This window comes from Promicromonospora sukumoe 327MFSha3.1 (genome assembly GCF_000385135.1).
Taxonomy (GTDB): domain Bacteria; phylum Actinomycetota; class Actinomycetes; order Actinomycetales; family Cellulomonadaceae; genus Promicromonospora; species Promicromonospora sukumoe_B.
This window is the reverse complement of the sequence record NZ_ARQM01000004.1, coordinates 1-17,216: the sequence shown is the minus strand read 5'-3', so window position 1 is coordinate 17,216 and position 17,216 is coordinate 1. Positions and strand designations below refer to the sequence as shown.

Sequence of the window (17,216 nt, the reverse complement as noted above, 5' to 3'; positions counted from 1 at the left end):
CCTCCTAGTTCGTTGACTTGTTCGGTACGAGGTAGTGCGGCCCGACGAGACCGACGTGCATCTGCTTGGTGGAGCCGCCGGTGTCGTCGTAGAAGTACACGCGAGGGGCGAGGTTCCCGCCGCCTTCGGATATCTTCAGGTGTGCGAGCATCGTGATCTCACCTGACGATTGAACCGCTCGGTCGATCTCGAAGACGCGCGTCCAGCTGAGCTTGTCGTTGTTGCGGACCGTCTCGCTCTCGACCATCGACAACTTCTTGCTGGTGGCTGGCCATCCGAGCAAGGGGCCCGAAGCGCACCATTCCCAGAAGCCACCTTTGTCCCAGCCGTTGGCACGGTCCTCGGCATAGGCGGCAAGGGCTCGCAGCCCGCGCCAGGTCTTGTTGCCCCAGTTGTACGCCTCGGGAGCGGTGTCGATGTCCTCGAGCTCACGAACGGCGGAGTCGGGCAGCGAGAGCCAGTCCGACAGATACATCTGTGCGGCCAGCACCGCCTCCGAGGTGACCTGCACTTCGTCCGGTATCGAGTCCGGATCCTCGTGCAGGGTGCCCCACAGCAAGTCGGCCAAACCTTGAGCGATCAGCGCGTCCTTGAGGCGGGCCAAGTGGCCGTTCGCGCCGGCGAGCTCGCGCTCCAACGAGCTCTGCTCATCGCGCGCGACCTCAAGGTCGAACTCCCACTGATCGCGCGCCTCGGTCAGCTCACCTGCCGGGATCATCCCGTCCAGCGCATCTACCGGCAGGCCGCTCTGCTCGCCGAACACCCGGAAGACAGCGGGAACCCGACGGCGGGTGGAGAGCTGGGCGACTGAATAGACGATCCGATCGATCACCGACGAAACAGATTCCTCGAACCGTGAGCGCACGTAGTAGCGGTGCCGCCAGCCCTCTGAGTCCCTGGCAACGACGCTGGGTACGTAAACGCGCATGCCACCGTCCCAGATCGCCAGCTGTCCGAGCTCGCGCCTGAATGCCACGACCGCTTTCGCATCCAAGGTGATGACTACTGCAATACCTTCTGCGCGAGCGGCGATCTTGCCTGCAGTACGAAGCCATGCGCCGTCGTGCTCACCGTTCGGCTCGGCGCAGACGATGACCGGGAGGCTGCGAGCGGGGTTGGCGAGCATGTCGGTAAGAATCGTGACTCCGTTGGCCGGCAACGCAAGCGGCCCGGTCAGCAGGCCGCTCGTGCCCAGCACCGGCTTCCCGGCCGCCTCAAGCAACTCATGCACGATCCTCGGCCGGCCGACGGCCACCCGACGGGCAAGGTCGTCGGAGGACATGCTCAGCTCGACGAACGTGTGCACTCGCTCACCGTCCGCAACGACGCGAATGACGGTCACCCACTCGGTCGGGTCTCCGAGCGCCTGATCAGTTGCGCTGACCTCGAAGGCCTCGGAGTTGATCGAGCGTGCGAATACCTTCCGATGCCGCCCCTGAGAGACCTCGAACCTACTGTGTCCGTCAACCATTGGTACGGGATCGGACGTCTCCTGGATCCACGCAGCGACGCAAGCTCGCAAGCGGTCAAGAGCCAGCGCATGGTTCGACGTTGCTGCGTCCGACCACACCGCTCGATAGAGAACGCTCATAGGTCAGTCCCTCCGCAAGGAGCCTCGTGGAAGATCACGTCGTCTTGCCCTGCATCGGCTGATCTGCCGGATGGGGGCGCGGCATGCTCATAGCTTCTGGACCGTCCGCTGGTACTGCCAGATCGCGTGGTCGAGAGCGCGCTGCGTCGATCCGAGACGTTCCGATGCAGCCTTCACCGCACGCTCCGCGCGGCCCTTCGAGACAATGCAGCTCTCCCCAACCGCAGTCGTGACGAACTGCCGGACCTTGGTGTCCGCTTTGACGCCTTGAGCGCCGGCGAGCATCAGGAGGTAGTCCCACGAGACGGGCCCGAGTCCCTTGACACTCCAGGCGCGCCGCGCCTCCGACGCTTCAGCGGAGCGGAGATGGGCCGTGGTCTCTACGCCGATGCCAGCTAGCCTCGCCACCGCGTCGGCGAGAGCTTCCGACTTAAGTCGCTTCGTACCGGGCGCCTTCGCGCGATTACCGAAGAGGCTGTCCGCGGCCGCGGCCGGGCCGTCGGCTTCCTGAATCGCGGCCAGCAGCTCGGGCGCTCCATCCTTGTTCGGGTCAGCGTCCTGTTCGCGCCGGTACGCGCGATAGCGGTCCAAGACGCGGACCGTTGCGGTGTAGTGCGACTGCAGCGAGTAGATCGAGTCGATGGCACACAGGGCCAGCGAGTCGGGGTAGCCATCCGGCTCAACCCAAGATGAGGTCGACCCAAGCCGGTCACGCACAAGCTTCTCGACGGCATCGACATCACCGGCATCAGTCATGGGCTGGACGCTACGCGGCCACACCAGTGCGCGGAACAGCGGCCCGGGTGAACCGCTGGGTGAGAAAGGCCTCCCCAGGCCTGGGGAGGCCGTCGGGTCGACGATCGAGCCCATCGCAAGCGAGATTCATCCATTTCCGGCCGTCACCCCCAGGGAGATCCGTCCGGGCCGTGGACGCTCCATCCATGGAGGAACGGCTTTAGGTCCTCGGCCTTGGGTTCCGGAACATTCGGGACGATGCGCGCAGGGTGCCGGATGGAGTCGAGAGTGTCGATCGTCTGCTCGGCTTCATCCAATTGTTGTTCGATCAGGTCTCGATCCTCGCCCTCGTACTGTCCCAGGCCTGCTCTGGCCGATTTGAGGAAGCCTCGATGCTGATTGATCGCCTGCCACTCTCGTGAACGCTCTTTGAAGTGCTCCCAGCGCGCGTGAGCAAAGTACTCTTCCTTGGCCAAGGCCATCGCGCGCTCCCAGCGCTGGCGCCTGTCAGCCTTCTCGCGATTGCGCTCTTGCTCCTGCCAGTCCGCGCGAAGTTTGTGGACCTCGAACGAGCGCAGCAGCTCAGGGAGTCGATCCTCGACCGTGATCGTCTTGGCGTCGCGGTAGTGGTCGCCTCCGTAGGCGCTTCCAGGGCCGCGGACAATAAGTTCGAGCTTCCCAGTGCTGATGAACTCCCATCCCCGGTTCTCGATCCACGCAGGGTCTACCTTGCGTTCGTTCCACCCGCGCCGGGCGGTCTTCTGCCCTCCCTTGCCGGCGATCTCCTTGACCTGAATGCTGTAGACACCTGCGGGCGTTCGCAGAGCGAGGTGTCCTGCTCTCGCTTCTCGGGCTTGATGATCTGGGAGGCCCTTCGCTGCAGAGCCTGGGTCTGTGGCGACGAGCCCGCGCTTGCTAGCTTCGTTGGCGAGGGCCTGCAAGATGCGAGCGGCCCGCCCGATGTATTCCGTGGTGACGTATTGCCATTCCTTATTGCTCACATAGGCCCTCACCGCCGGGTGGTACTTCCCGATCCCCTCGGGGATAGGCACTGGCCGCGGCTCCACCAGGTCGTCGAAGTGCTCGACAAACTCGATCGTTTTGGGCCCCTGGCCCCAGTGTCCGGTCGAGACCATCTCCAACCGCTTGCCTCTGGGCCGCGCCGGCGACTTGAGGCTCATGCGGACAAGCCGCTCATGGGCTGACTCGACCTCTCGGTCTTCGGGCAACGTCAGCCGACCGCCCGCATCCAAGACCCTGCCGATCAGCCGGTCGGCCTCGGACTCATCGGGCAGGACCACTGCAGGCGGCGCGGCCTGCCACTGGCGGCCAGCTTTGGTGACACGGGCACTCCAGGTCGGTCCCCTGCCACTGATCGTCACCAAACCTCGGTTCTGCAGCGCCCGGGCAACAATCCGGTGCTCATAGCCGTCGACGTAGACACCGTCGGGGCATCCGTCGTCGATCCAACGTAGGACGTCGACCTGCTTCTGATTCAGCTGCGCGGGGTTCTTACCCATATGGGAATCATCCCCAATATAAAATCTGAGGTCCAGCGGCTCAGAATCGATGTCCACGAGGCGTCGGAACAATGCCCATGGGCCGCTGGCCTCACCGAAGCCACCACGCTGGGACGTCTCGAAAGTGCCGATGGGGTCGCCGTCGGCACCGGCGATGTTTGGCGGCTAGCCGCGCTCAATGCCCCGTTGTCGAGCCTGATCACCGGGCCTCGAAACCCTTGCGCCAGGCGATCGACGGCTGCGGTACAGCGGATCGGCGCCAAAGCCTGGTCGGATCGCACCTGGTCCAGGACCCGGGCGATCCCGGTAGGCGAGTCTATTCACCTCGCTTGAACCGAAGGCTGGGATTCTCCGAAGACCAGGTCGCGGATCCAGTGCGGCCCTCGGCGCCCCATCGTGTGTGAGGCCCGACTCGAGATGCAGAAGGCGGCCGCGGACACTGGCCCACGACCGGAGGGTCGTGCTTGCGGCTCGAACACGGATCATCTGCCGGTCTCCGCGCGGGGGCAACCCGCCGCCGAGAAGGGCAATCGGGGTGGTACCTAGTGGGCACGCGACTTGACGTGCTCGTGTCTCATGGCCGTCGTGCGGACAGACCGGGACGAGGCACCCGCAGATCCTTGATCTCTTCGGGAGTCGCGGGCACAAACAACTCCTCTCCCTTATAGAGGCTTCCGAAGACCCGACAACCCACCTCACCCGCGATCGAGCCCACGTTTCGGCCACCGAGAGTCCACCGACTCTTGCCAGATCGCGGGATCCACACCCGTTCACAGGTAGGGTCGAATGGTGCTGACCCGACTGGAGATCGACGGGTTCAAGAACCTGCTCGGATTCGAAGCGGACTTCGGTCCCTACACCTGCATCGCCGGGCCCAATGCGGTCGGCAAGTCGAACATCTTTGACGCGATCCGCTTCCTGTCCCTGCTCGCGGACACGACGTTCATTGAGGCTGCCTCACGAGTGCGCGCCATTGATGGTGGCCCGCCTGACCTTTCGCTGCTCTTCTGGGACGGCGCCCGGCCCGGCGAACCCCGGACTATGCGGCTTGCCGCCGAGATGATCGTGCCGCGCGAAGTCACCGACGACTTCGGGCGCATGGGCACAACGACGGCGACATACCTGCGCTACGAGCTCGAGCTGGAGGACGTACCAACCGCAGTCGAGTCCCACGGCCGCACTGGTGGGATCCGGCTCCTACACGAGAGCCTGAGCAGCATCGACTCCACCGGCGCTGTCGATCGGATCGCCTGGCTCCGTGGCCGGGATTCGTTCCGCAACGCCGTAATCACCGCCGAAGGGGGACACACCACACTGATCTCCACGCTCAACGAGGACGACGGTGAGGTCGCCGTGCTCGTCCACACGGAGGGGCATGACGGGCGGCCCCAGAAGTCCCCTGCGCGCCTTGCACCCCGCACTGCTGTGAGCACGACGACGACCATCGATGCGCCGACGATCCTCGCCGCCCGCAACGAAATGCGGCACTGGAGCCTCCTGGCCCTCGAACCCTCGGCGATGCGACAGCCGGACGAGGTCACGGCACCGACGACGATCTCGGAGAACGGCGCGCACATGGCATCGGCGTTGAGCCGCATGGCGGCGGTCGACGGCGGTGCCGCCTACGAGCGCGTCAAGGCTGCCGCACTCGGACTGACCGATGTCCGCGAGATCGACGTCGACTCCGATGCTAAACGCGAACTCCTCACCCTCTACGCCGGCATCGGGCCTGGTCGGATGGTTCCCGCCCGCAACCTGTCTGACGGGACGCTGCGGTTTCTGGCGCTCTGCATCATGGTCGAGGACCCGGACTTCAACGGCGTCATCTGTATGGAGGAGCCCGAGAACGGGATCCACCCGGCACGGATGCGCGCAATGGTCGACCTCGTCCGCAGCCTCGCGGTCGATCCCGACGAGCCACTGGACCGCTCCAACCCCTTGCGCCAGGTCATTGTCAACACTCACTCCCCGCGCTTCGTGAGCATGCAGAACGCGGAGGACCTGGTGCTGGCGTTCAACACCTCGATCACCCGGTCGAACCGTGCAGCCGTAACCGTCCGTCTCCACTCGATGCGCGGCACCTGGCGCAGCACACCCGCACGTGTCGCTCTGACCAGGGCCGACGTCCAGGCCTATCTCGTCACGCAAGAGGGCGACCAGCTCGTCGTCGACCTACTCTCGAACGACGAGGCAGGTGTCTGATGGGGCTTCGCATGATCTCGTTCGTCCTTCTCGCGGAGGGCACGAGCGACATCCCGCTCGTCGGGATCATCAGCGAACTGGTCCGGCGCGCCGGCGCCGACGAAGTACAAGGCCTGCATCAGCCATCCCATGGCCCGTCGGAGAAGAAGATCTCTGACCTCATGAAGTCCGATGTGTCGTACGACCTGGTCTTCCTCCACCGTGACGCGGACTCCTCGGACCCAACACCTCGTGTTGAAGAGATCCATGCGGCATTCGCCCAGCATGGCCTTCGAGGCGTTCCTGTCGTCCCGGTGCAGATGACCGAGGCCTGGCTCCTCACTGACGAACAAGCGATCCGCGATGTCGTCGGTAACAGCCGAGGTCGCGTCAGCCTCGATGTACCTCTCTTCCGGCAGATCGAGGACACCAAGGGCTCGAAGGACATCCTGATGCGAGCGTGCTCCCGAGCAAGCGAGACGACTGGGCGACGCCTAAAGCAGACGAAGAATCGGTTCAACGACCATCGGCGAGCCCTGCTCGAACGCCTGGACCTGGACGGTCCGGTCGCGCAGCTTCCCTCGTTCCAGCGGCTCGCGCAGGAAACCGAGCGGGCTGTTCGGGCTCTGCTCCGGTGAATCCCCTGCTCAACATCACAAACGGCGGCGCGTAACGGACGATTTCCAGGCGAAGGCGACGTAGTCTGCCAACGTGCCTCATGTGACTCTCGGTCCAGCGCAGCGGCCTGCACTCGACAAGAGCGTGAGTGGCAAGGTGTTTACCTTCCTGGAGAAGCTCCGCTCCGACGACACAGTCCCTGGACTGCACATCGAGCCCATCACCGGGACCGTCGACCCGCGTGTCCGGACTGGACGAGTCGACAAGTTCTGGCGAGCCGTCCTGGTAAAGCTGGCACCGCAGGGTGGCTACGAGGCTCACTATGTCTACTTGGGTACGTACCCGCACGACGACGCGATCACATTCGCGAAGAAGGCAACGCTACGCGTCAACCCAGCAAGCGGCGTCCTGGAGCTGATCGAGGCGTCCGCGCCCGCGCCCGCGCCCGTCTCTCGCCCGTACCCGTCCACCTATGACCGCACCCCGCCGCGAGAAGACACAGCATCGCCCCTGCTCACGAAGCACGGTATCTCCCTCACCGATCTCCTTGAGATCGGCATCACGGACGACCTGGCAGAGCAGGCGATCGCCGAGAGCGACGAGAACGCGTTCTCAGCCTTGACGGATACCGCCCGTGCAAAATGGCAAGCCGAGGTCCTCCTGGACCTTGCCATAGGCACACCACTCAGCGAGGTGCGCGCCCGATATGAGCTGCGCCCCTCGTCCGGCGATCCGAACTCGGATGAGAGCGTCCTGAGTGCCCTCGACCACCCCGCCACGCAAATGGAGTTCGCCTATGTCAGAGATGACAAGGCACTGCGGGACGCCATCGAGGATCCCAACTTCGGCCGCTGGCGTGTGTTCCTTCACCCGGAGCAGCGCCGGTACGCCGAGTCGCCGATGACAGGATCCTTCCGGCTCTCGGGCGGCGCCGGTACCGGCAAGACCGTCGTGCTGCTCCACCGCGCGCGATGGCTCGCCACGGCAGATCCAGAGGCGCGGATCGTCCTGACGACGTTCAACCGGACACTGGCCGAGGAGCTCCTCAGGCAGTTGACGATCCTGGACCCCGGGGTGCGGATCGCCAGGGAGCCTGGGGAACCAGGCGTGTACGTGAGCAATGTGGACGCCATCAGCGTCAACCTGCTCAACCATGCGTCGCGACGAGGAATCCCGATCGACAGCGCCGTCCACGTCATCGGTGGGCAGCGGCATGGGCTCGATCTCGACCCGGAGGTGGACCGCACGTGGCGGGCTGCGCTCAGTGCCGCCGGCTGGGAACTGCCCGAGTCACTCCGCACTGCTGCGTTCCTGTCCGGAGAGTACGGCCAGGTCGTGCTTGCTGGACGGATCACCAACCGTGCCGAGTACCTACAAGCTGGCCGGCCTGGCCGGGGCGTAGCGCTGAACAGGGTGCAGCGATCCGCCGTGTGGGACGTGATCGAGGACTACCGCGCCCGCCTCGCGCACGGCGGAAAGATCGGGTTCGACGAGTGCTCGCTCGTCGTTGCCACGGCGCTTGACGCGATGGCTGCCGCAGGACAACCTCGGTTCGCCGACCATGTGCTGGTCGACGAGGCGCAGGACCTTACTCCCGCCCACCTGCTGTTCCTCCGCGCGCTCGTGGCGCCGGGCGGCAACGACTTCTTCATCGCCGAAGACTCTCAGCAGCGGATCTACAGCCCTCGCGTCGTTCCCGCCCGCCTGGGCATCCGGCTGGCCGGCCGGTCACGCAGGCTGACCCTGAACTACCGAACGACGGCGCAGACCCTCCGGTACGCGGTAAGCGTCCTAGGTGGAGAATCTCTGGTCGACATGGAGAACGACGCCACTTCTTCCCTCGGCTACCGCTCGTCCCGGATCGGCCCGCCGCCTGAGGAACACGGCTTCGCACAGATGGATGAGGCCTATGCCGCGACCGCCCGCATCCTGACAGGCTGGCGAACGAAGGTAGACGACGCGTCGGACCTCGCGGTGCTCGTCCGAAACCGTAACGAAGGAAAGATACTGGCCGACGACCTCCGAGAGCGCGGAATCCCGGCGAAGTACGTTGGGACCAGCTCGACTCTGGGCAAGGGCAACGTTCCGGTGATGACCATGCACCGCGCCAAGGGCATGGAGTTCCGCCGGGTGCTGCTGTTCGGTATCTCCGCAGACGTGGTGCCAGCGGGCATGAACAAGGTGCCTGCGGAGGAACGCAAGGAGCGGGTGCAGCAGGAGAGGTCTGTGCTGTACGTGGCGGCGACTCGCGCACGGGACCAGCTGGCGATCGTGTGGGACGGTCCGAAGAGTTCGCTCTTGCCCGATGCAGAGTAGGTGTCAAGCATGCTTGTAGACGATGTCCTCGGCATCGCGCATCTCCCGCTCGATCCGGTCGGCCAGGTTCGGGTCGTCGATGACGACGCCTAGCTCGACGTTTCCGTACTCGGCGCTCCAGGAGAAGTTCGCGCTGGTGATCACAACCCACCGGTGGTCGATCGACACGAACTTCGCATGGTTGCGGACCGGCTTGCCATCGAAGGTCCCGGTCGCCAGCACGACAGCTGGTGCCAACTGCACGGCAACATCCTCAGGAGACGCCGCCCGACCGCCAGCGGCAGCGGCCGAGTCGAGGTAGATGCGCACGCTCGTTTCTGGCCGTAAGGCAACCTGTCGCAGCGCAACCCACATCCCTGACGTGCGTTGGAAGTTGAACGTCGAGCACACGATCGACTCGCGTGCCCTGTCGACGAGCTCGACGAGTGACGACGTGAGGCCTCCGCTCCCGGCGAGGTGTGCGGGCATGGTCCACAGCGTGTCCACTCTCGTGGCACGGAATCGCGCGCCCTCGATGCCGCGCAGCACAGTGATGAGGACGTCTCGCCGGGCACGCAACCCTGCGGCGGCGACGAGCTCGAGGGCCTCCGCGCGACGTCCGGCTTCGACGATGCCGAACGCCGAGGACACGGACTCCCCCTCACCGAGTGCTTGGGCAGCGAGCCGGGCCTCGGTCCCGGTCAGCAGCGCCCCGAGCCGGGTCACCGCTTCTTCCTCGTTCGCTGTCACGGAGACGCGGTCAGGCACTCTGCTCGAAGAACCCGTACCCCATGAACCCGGGAAGGTTGACAAGGAACCGGCGGTCGAGGAACCGGTTGGCCCGCTCGCACGAGGTCTCCGACGCCATCGCGCATGTGTGGCAGGCGGCCCCATGCAGGAAGTCCTCGGGTTCCTTCGGGACTCGCTGCCCGCAGACCGGGTCCGACGAGCATCGCCGAGCTCGCGTCAACGCTCGCTCCAGGACACGCTTCAGCTTCTCCGGCTTGGACAGCTGCACGAGCCCGCCGAGCGTCCCGTCGGAGTCCGAGGCCGTGGTGATGATCATGAGCCCAGCCGCCGGCGGGCGGTCGTCGGTCTCGTCCCATGCGTAGACGCGCTCGGAGAGCGAAGCAGCGGAGTATCCCGAGTACATCGCCATCTCTCGGATGAGTACGTGTGAGAGCGTGTGCAGCAGCCAGTAGCGCGGTGGCTTGAAGCGGCCTTCGGCGTCACCGACGGCGGTGTCGGAGTACCGGTTCGCAAAGTTGCGCTCGTGGGACTCCCGATGGGCCTCCCACAGATCGACGGCATCGGCACGCCAGGAGCGTGCGTCCAGCACGCGCTGCTCCCAGGCTGTCACGCGGCCCTCGTCGAGCTGCAGATAGACGCCCTCGCCCTTGTCCAAAGTGGCGACGGTCCAGGTCGGGCGTCCGGAACGGGTGAGTGGGACGATGCGGGCGGGCATGTCGTTGGCGCGTTCCATCTCATCGATGCGGGTAAATCCGACGACGGCGTTGACCTTCCGCAGCCGGTCCACGGAAAGGACCCGGGACACACCACGACTGGACAGGTTCGCGTGGACGGGCTGCTTCGTGAGTGCCAGCCCGCTGAGCGCATCACCCTCGTGCCGAGGCCCGATGGGATCTATCTGGAGATAGTTCCACTCGGGCACGAGCAGATCGATCGGGTCCCACTCCCCCAGCGCCACGAGCTGTTCTTCGGCTGTGGGTTCAGGCTCATGCGCCTGCGTGATCGCCGCGGCGAGCTGTTCGTCGCTCCAGGCCGCGAGCGGCGAGTCCTCCTCGTCGAGGTAGTCGCGGTAGCGGGCCAAGTCATCGCCGTACTTCTCGAGGCGCTTGGCGCCAACGGCTTCCAGGAGCTGGAACCCAAGCGTCGAGGGCACGGCCTTCTCCGCCTCAGGCATGACGACGATGGACTGGGTCGCAGCAAACCACAGGTTCGACGCGCCGAGCAGCATGAGGCGCGTCTCGGCGGTGCAACCGCGCGGGTCGAACATTCCCAGGTGCGGGTGCCTGGCACGGCAGGCGGGGAGCTTCGCTCGCCCGACCTCACCCTGGGCCTGGTTCATGGGCCGCGACGCCCCGCACGGTGCGCAGTGCACGGTCGCGGAGGCACCCTTGCCTCCGGCGCGTTCGGTCATCTTGAGGGTTGCGCTGGTGACGCCGGGCGTCGGACAGTAGCCGCCCTCGTGGACCCACCAGTCGTAGGGGAATTCGTCGAGGTGCCCATCTGGGCAGGCCAGCAGGTAGCGCGCGGGAACTGCCTGGATGCCGACCTTACGGCCCTTGGGTGCTTTCGGACATCCAGCGTGCTCGAAGCGGGCGCGGTCGGGCCGGAACGGGTTCGTGTTGACGTAGTCGAACCGTGTTAGCGGCCCGAGCAGATCGCAGCCGGGGCAGCGCAGCCACTGGGGGAAGACACGAGCGGGCACGCCGAGGTCGTCCGTCTCTTTGGAGAACTGGGTCTGCTTAGGCGCCCACGGGAACGGCCGCAGCTCGCCGACGTTCCAGTGGCCAGGGAAGCGCCGCACGGCGTCGAGCAGACGCGGCGCATGGATCGTGGGCACGGAGGGACGCCGAGCCCAGACTTTCTCCCAGTCGTCGAGCCCAGCGGGCATGACCGTGAAGTGCGGCAGGTCCATGATCGCGCCAGGCCCGTACGTGTACAGCAACGACGACGGCCGAGCCGAGCCGACCTTCGCCCGATTCTTCGTCGCCTTCTGCGCGTCGATCGCGTCCAGGTCGCCCAGGGGGTCGAGGCCGTCATCCACCGGGTTTGGCGGCAGCGTTCTTTGTTGCGTCACCTCAGTCATCGGTCGCCTCCGTCCACAGCCGTGGTCTCGGAAGCACCCCAGGACGGTGCGTCGTACAGCTCGCGCGCCATGAGCTTCTCCTTCATCGGGGTCACCAGGAGGTTGATCTCCGGCTGCACCTCACGCATCGAATTCGCCACCACGAACGGCACGTGACTCACACCCTCACCAGTGCTGCGGTTCTCCGCGGACCGGAGGAGCGCAGCGAACTTGGAACCGTCGCCCACCTTCTCGTAGACGAGCCTGTGCTGGTCCACGGCGACAATCTTGCGGCGTGCCTTCCACTTCCCGATCCGGTTGTTCAGCAGCTCGGATACCTCATGCGCAGCTTCCTCGCCCGCGGCAACCGTCGCTCGCGCGACGAGCCGCTCAGCGAGAGCCTCGATACGGTCCGCCGCGTCCTCGATCCACCCAGCGTTCCGCTCTGGCGACAATCCCTCCTCACCGCGCGGCGCATCGAGGACGCGGGCAGCGGAGACGAGTACGCCGTCGAGCGACCGTTCCAATGAGGTCAGCGAGTAGGGCGTGACGGACAGCGGCTCCACCTGCGCGTAGAAAGTCTCGTGGTAGTACCGGAACTGCTCGAAGTGCGCCAGGTCTCGCGGACGGGCCCAGTTTCCGAGCGTCACCACGAGGCCGGGCCAACGGGCCTCGCGGCCAACACGGGAGGATGCCTGGATGTACTCGGCGGTGTTCTTCGGCTGCCCGACCATCAGCATCAGTCCGAGCCGGGAAACGTCGACGCCGACCTGCAGCATCGAGGTAGCGAGCACCACGTCGAACGGCAGCACCTCGCGCGACCGAGTCTTCTTCTCGGCATCGGTCAACGCACGCCATGCAACCCGGCTGGCGGTGCTGTCGAATTCCGGGTCGAACCCGACGGCCATCTGGTCGAGGTTCCCGCTGATCTCGGTCGAGGCGATGCGGGAGGTCAGTTCGGCGACGTTCAACGCGCCAACGGTGCCGTAACGGAACGGGAAATACTTCCCACGCCGGGGCCGGCTGATCGCTGTCTGCACGTCGTCGGCGACGTAGCGGGCCATGCCGGCCAGCTCACGGGTCGCGTTGAAGTAGCCGACGAGCGTCATGTACGGGTCCGCGGGCTTCCCGGCGCGGTCCATCATGAGCTGTCCGACTGACAGCAGGTTGGACGAGACGACGATCTCCGCCGCAGTCAGACGCACTCCGGTGGTGCTCACCCCAACGTAGCGGCGCCCTGGTGTCTGCAGGGTGACGGGCACCTCGCGAGAAAAGAACGTGTCGGCGACGTCGAGGACTTGCGGCGGGAACATCGTGACCCTGCGCCCGTACAACGCCTTGACTTGATCGACCGCGTTGCGGACGGTCGCCGTAGAGGCGACGACGAGCGGCCGGACTGGGGTCCCGTCGACCTGGTCCCAGGTGGCAAGCACGTCGATCGCCATCTCGAACGCGCCGACGGCCGTGCCGAGCGCCCCGGTGATCAGGTGCAGCTCGTCCTGGATGATCAGATCCGGCGGCCGAAGCCGGCCAGTCTTCCGGACCCGCGCCGCGCCGTAGGCACCGTTGCTCGGGTGCGTGCCCCCGGTCGCGACCGAGCAGCCGTCGTAGTCCTCGTGGACGTACCCGTGCCGGTCGCACCGCCGACCGACATATCCGAACAGCGCGGCAGCCTCGCCCTCGCGAGCCAGGCGTGCGAACTTGTCGACGGTCGCGATGACGAACGACGGCGTGAGCCGGTAGATCTCCTCATCCACCGTCAGGACCGGCAGGCCCTCCCCGCCGTCACGCATCGAGAACGGGCAATCGCCGAACCGGTCGCCGCAGTACACGAGGATTCGGGCCGTGACCGGATCGCCTTTGACGTGCTTTGCCCCCTCGATCGGGGTGCCGCACCACGGGCAGCGCTGGAGCTGCAGTACCGTCAGGCCATACTTTGAGTTGAGCTCGGCTGCCTTCTTGAGCTGTTCCTCCGCCTCCTGGTACCGCTTCGGCGACACCGACGTCCCGACCCACAGGCCGATCCGGAACGGCGTCGTCCCCCATGCCTCCGGGTCCTCCTGACGTGCGACCTCCGCCGCACACACCAACGCGGTGGCACGCTGGAACTGCTGGGCTGTCAGCAAGCGCAGTGTGTAGCGCATCAGGACTGCGACGCCGTCGCTCCCGTCCAGGTCGCCGTCGACCGAACCGACGACGCCTTGGCGCCGTCGGATAGCGAAGGTGAATGCCGCCAAGCCCAGGTACGCCTCGGTCTTGCCGCCGCCGGTCGGGAAGAACAGGAGCTCCGCACGAGCACCGTCCGAAGAACGCCGCACCAGGCCGGGCACGGCCAGCGCCTCGATCTGCATGAGGACGAAGGCGAGCTGGAACGTACGCCACGAGTGCGCGCTCGGGCCTCTCTCCTCCACCTCGGCACGAGCCTCTGCAAGCGAGAGGTCCGGTCTTGTCGTCCGCAGCGCAGCGACCTGTGACTGCATGCGCTGATCGGCCATGACTCTGTTCATGAACCGGAAGCACCGTAGTGCCTCATCGTCGCTCAGTAGAAAGTCCAGACCGCGCCCCAGCTGAGTGGCGACCTTGCGAGCGTCCTGGATCGTGTCCGCGGCGACCTCCCGCAGATGCTCCGGCAGGGTTTCCGCGGTCGATTCCTGCTCGTCGAGCCAGGCGCGATAACCCGTGACCACGGGGCGCAGCCCGGCCTCCAGGGTCTCGGCCGAGGCTGTCGATAGCGCGACCATGTCGAGCAGAGCCCCGGATATCTCCCGCGCATGTGTCTGCGGGGTCTCTGAGACCGGCAGCCACGTCGTCCGCACCTGGGTCGCACGACGGGCACCAGTAGCGACGGTCCAGTCCGCCGAACAGGTCCTGCCGACGGCGAACTGCAGTCGATCCCGGTACTGCAGCTGCAGCCGCCGCAACTCCGCGTCGTCGGGATCCAGGGCCACTGGGTCGTCGAGTATGTCGGACACCGGCAGGAAGACCGCCTGCCCGCCCGCATCGACGTGTAGGCGGGTCTGGTACATCCACATGTCGGTAGGGATACGTCGCGGCGAGACCCGGTCGTTGCACAGCGCCAGTTCGACGATGCGACGGCTCGCGGAGCCGACGACGTCGTCCATGACGTCCACCCGGACGATGACCGCTTCCTCGAGTGACAGGTCCTTCGTCGTCCCGTGCGTGAGAGACCGCAGGTCGAGCTCTATCGAGTGCACGTGCTGCGTGCGGGCGTACTTCCGCACCGGCCGGCCGGAACGGTCCATTTCGTCGGTCGTTTCGACCTTGTAGGAGCCCCACTCGGCCCGCACCGTCACCGCCGCTAGGTCCGTCGGCACCTGGAAGCGCAGCCCCATCGACGCCGGGATCATCAGCCCCTTGCGCACTGGCGCGTCCTCGACGCCGTCGTCGTCCGACGACGATGCTTCCTCGACGGTCCCCACCGGCACGCCCCGCCCGAGGTCCGCTTCCTCGGCCTCGACGACGTCCGCGTCGCCGTCCTCGCCGTCGGCGTTGCGGACCACGCCCTTGCCGAGCAGCTTTGCGGGCGCGATTCGCCCTACCAGGTACAGCACATCCGGCGGGGCATCCAGCCGTTCGTCGTCACCGTGGCCGGGACCTAGCAGCTCACGCTCCAAGATGTCTGAGAAGTTCTCCCGGACGTCCCAGGAGGTCCACTCGCCGCTCGGAACGTGTGAGAGTTCGTACTCCCGACGAGCGGGTGGTGGCGTCTTACCCGACGGCACCTCAGCCAGCTCGGACATGAAGGGTCGCCTCCTGTAGATGGCCTGGTCAGGGACGGGTACCACCGTAGCGGGAAGCACTGGCACGAACCTGCTGAAAGCGACATGAGACAGCGGGATCACCCCGAAGCGCGGTAGTCCATGACCCTGAACGGCCCGCGGCTCTCGGATCACGCGCTCATCACGACGACAAGCGCGTCATCCGGCCGCTCCGATTTTTCGACAGACAACGCTGATGGCAACCACTCCAACAGCACACGTTCGCTGTCGAAGTAACGCCCGATCACGCCACGCCGCACACGCAGTGTCGCGGTCTGCGACAGAAGGATCTCGCGGCGGATCAGTTCATTTGCGCCCGCCGCGTCCCAGCGCTCCCGAACAGTCGATCCAGCACGGGGCTCATCACCACGTTCGGCCAGAAGTCGGTCAACGAGGTGCGAATCGAGGCGAGAGCGTCCGATGGTCTGACGGCACCGCGGGCAGTACAGAACGGGCTGCTTCTGGTTTGTGCCTCGGTAGAGAAAGACGTCGCAGTCATCGCAGAGCACGGCCCGCGACAGGAACGCGCTCGTCGGTTTGCGCTCAGAGCGCTTACGAGCCTGGGGGCTGTCGCGCGAGTCCAGAGAGTGCTGTAGTTGCTCGAACTCCTCGTACGTAAGGAGGGCGAGGGACTCGTCGATGACTGGGGCACCATGCTCGTCGCGGACAACCGCGAATGGGTCTGCCCGCTTGTCGCTCTTCGCCCGGCCGGGGTTGTGTGGCGTCATCCCGGCCAGGATCGGGTTCCGCAAGAGCTGCTCGACGGTCTGGCGATTCCACGCGCGATTCTCCGGGTCGAGGCGAGCCTTGCGTCTCACCGGGAGCGGCGCCTCCTGGGCAGTAAGCCATGTTGCGATCGCGTTGACAGTCTCACCGTGCTGCGCGAGTCGCACCGCCTCTCCGAGCCAGCCGATCCGCTCCGGGTCCTTCTCCAACACCCGCCCAGGACCGTCGGGGTTCTCGGTCGATCGGTATCCGTAAGGAATGCCGCCTCCGACGAAGCGACCGTCCTTGATGAGGTGGGCGCGAGCCGCGCGGACTCGCGCCCGGATGCCCTCGGCTTCCATCTCGCCGAAGACGGCGAGCATCACCGCGAAGGCCCGGCCCTGCGGACTCGTCATGTCGATGGGATCCTCGACCGCCACTAGGCCAGCGCCCCGAGTCTGGAGTGCCTCGTCAGCATGAAGGAAGTCGAGAACGCGACGGGCGAGGCGGTCGACCTTCCAGATCACGACGGCATCGAACTTCCCGGCCGCCAGAAGCGCGGCCCAGCCCTTGCGGTCCTCTGGACGGTTCACTGTCGCGGAGACGCCGTCGTCGATGAACTCGCCGACGACTTCCCATCCGCGGGCTTCTGCGTACTTGCGGCCGGATTCGAGCTGGCGCGCGATCGAGACAGATTCCTCCTTGGTCACGCTGAGGCGGGCATAGAGGACGCAGCGACGGACTTGGTTGATGTTCACCCACGACAGGGTGCCTGACCTGCGACGACGTATTGCGACCTCGCTCCTGTCAGCGAAGGGGATGGTCGGCCTGATCGCCACGAACACGGTGGCACAGGGCGACACTCGCGAGGTCGGTCTGGACGCGATGGTCGCAGGCGGATTCACGATCACGCGGGCGGTGCAGTCACGGCCGTGGCCGGCGCAATCGGCGAACCTGGAGTACGCCGCAGTGTGGGGCAC

Annotated in this window: 11 protein-coding genes; 4 read left to right on the top strand and 7 right to left on the bottom strand. The window is 66.0% G+C overall.

Translation table 11 applies throughout. The annotated features are described in order from the left end of the window. Nucleotides 1-4: 4 nt before the first annotated feature. The 3 genes from H291_RS0102230 to H291_RS0102220 form a co-directional block, all read right to left on the bottom strand. Nucleotides 5-1,591 (bottom strand): hypothetical protein, encoded by a 1,587-nt coding sequence (locus H291_RS0102230; RefSeq protein WP_232215965.1) that lies wholly within the window; start codon nucleotides 1,589-1,591, stop codon nucleotides 5-7. A gap of 87 nt (nucleotides 1,592-1,678) precedes the next feature. Continuing rightward, nucleotides 1,679-2,347 (bottom strand): hypothetical protein, encoded by a 669-nt coding sequence (locus H291_RS0102225; protein WP_020013347.1) that lies wholly within the window; start codon nucleotides 2,345-2,347, stop codon nucleotides 1,679-1,681. A 143-nt stretch (nucleotides 2,348-2,490) separates the two neighbouring features. Further along, on the bottom strand, nucleotides 2,491-3,846 hold the full coding sequence (locus H291_RS0102220; RefSeq protein ID WP_020013346.1) for a hypothetical protein: 1,356 nt from the start codon (nucleotides 3,844-3,846) through the stop codon (nucleotides 2,491-2,493). A 789-nt stretch (nucleotides 3,847-4,635) separates the two neighbouring features. On the opposite strand from H291_RS0102220, the gene H291_RS0102215 reads away from it, so the two are divergent. From H291_RS0102215 to H291_RS0102205, 3 genes are all read left to right on the top strand, one after another. Beyond that, entirely contained in the window at nucleotides 4,636-6,048 is a 1,413-nt protein-coding gene (locus tag H291_RS0102215) for an AAA family ATPase (RefSeq protein ID WP_026365310.1), read from the top strand. Between the two features lie 11 nt (nucleotides 6,049-6,059). Continuing rightward, complete coding sequence (locus tag H291_RS0102210; protein ID WP_026365309.1) at nucleotides 6,060-6,665, top strand: DUF4276 family protein; 606 nt, start codon at nucleotides 6,060-6,062, stop codon at nucleotides 6,663-6,665. Between the two features lie 73 nt (nucleotides 6,666-6,738). After that, nucleotides 6,739-8,961 (top strand): 3'-5' exonuclease, encoded by a 2,223-nt coding sequence (locus H291_RS0102205; RefSeq protein ID WP_026365308.1) that lies wholly within the window; start codon nucleotides 6,739-6,741, stop codon nucleotides 8,959-8,961. Nucleotides 8,962-8,964: 3 nt separating this feature from the next. Here H291_RS0102205 and drmC read toward each other — a convergent pair whose 3' ends face one another. The 4 genes from drmC to H291_RS0102185 all read right to left on the bottom strand — a co-directional run bounded on the left by drmC (nucleotide 8,965) and on the right by H291_RS0102185 (nucleotide 16,994). Beyond that, a complete protein-coding gene (gene drmC / locus H291_RS0102200) occupies nucleotides 8,965-9,690 on the bottom strand; it encodes a DISARM system phospholipase D-like protein DrmC (RefSeq protein WP_026365307.1) in 726 nt (241 codons plus the stop codon). A gap of 10 nt (nucleotides 9,691-9,700) precedes the next feature. After that, nucleotides 9,701-11,773 carry a DUF1998 domain-containing protein gene (gene drmB / locus H291_RS0102195; protein ID WP_026365306.1) on the bottom strand — a complete coding sequence of 691 codons (2,073 nt, stop codon included), beginning with the start codon at nucleotides 11,771-11,773 and terminating at the stop codon, nucleotides 9,701-9,703. Next, the gene (drmA, locus tag H291_RS0102190) at nucleotides 11,770-15,513 is read right to left on the bottom strand and encodes a DISARM system helicase DrmA (RefSeq protein ID WP_051109363.1); all 3,744 of its coding nucleotides are present in this window, start codon (nucleotides 15,511-15,513) and stop codon (nucleotides 11,770-11,772) included. Before drmA ends, drmB begins: the two co-directional genes overlap by 4 nt. 149 nt (nucleotides 15,514-15,662) lie before the next feature. Next, entirely contained in the window at nucleotides 15,663-16,994 is a 1,332-nt protein-coding gene (locus tag H291_RS0102185; RefSeq protein ID WP_020013339.1) for a recombinase family protein, read from the bottom strand. Between H291_RS0102185 and H291_RS34400 the strand changes: the two genes are divergently transcribed. Next, nucleotides 16,987-17,216 (top strand): hypothetical protein (locus H291_RS34400; protein WP_232215964.1); only part of this gene is annotated, 230 nt, incomplete at its 3' end. The genes H291_RS0102185 and H291_RS34400 overlap by 8 nt on opposite strands.

Excerpts from the sequence above, each read along its gene's own strand:
- H291_RS0102230 (WP_232215965.1), bottom strand. The coding sequence starts at position 1,591 with ATGAGCGTTCTCTATCGAGCGGTGTGGTCGGACGCAGCAACGTCGAAC.
- H291_RS0102225 (WP_020013347.1), bottom strand. The coding sequence starts at position 2,347 with ATGACTGATGCCGGTGATGTCGATGCCGTCGAGAAGCTTGTGCGTGAC.
- H291_RS0102220 (WP_020013346.1), bottom strand. The coding sequence starts at position 3,846 with ATGGGTAAGAACCCCGCGCAGCTGAATCAGAAGCAGGTCGACGTCCTA.
- H291_RS0102210 (WP_026365309.1), top strand. The coding sequence starts at position 6,060 with ATGATCTCGTTCGTCCTTCTCGCGGAGGGCACGAGCGACATCCCGCTC.
- drmB (WP_026365306.1), bottom strand. The coding sequence starts at position 11,773 with ATGACTGAGGTGACGCAACAAAGAACGCTGCCGCCAAACCCGGTGGAT.
- drmA (WP_051109363.1), bottom strand. The coding sequence starts at position 15,513 with ATGTCCGAGCTGGCTGAGGTGCCGTCGGGTAAGACGCCACCACCCGCT.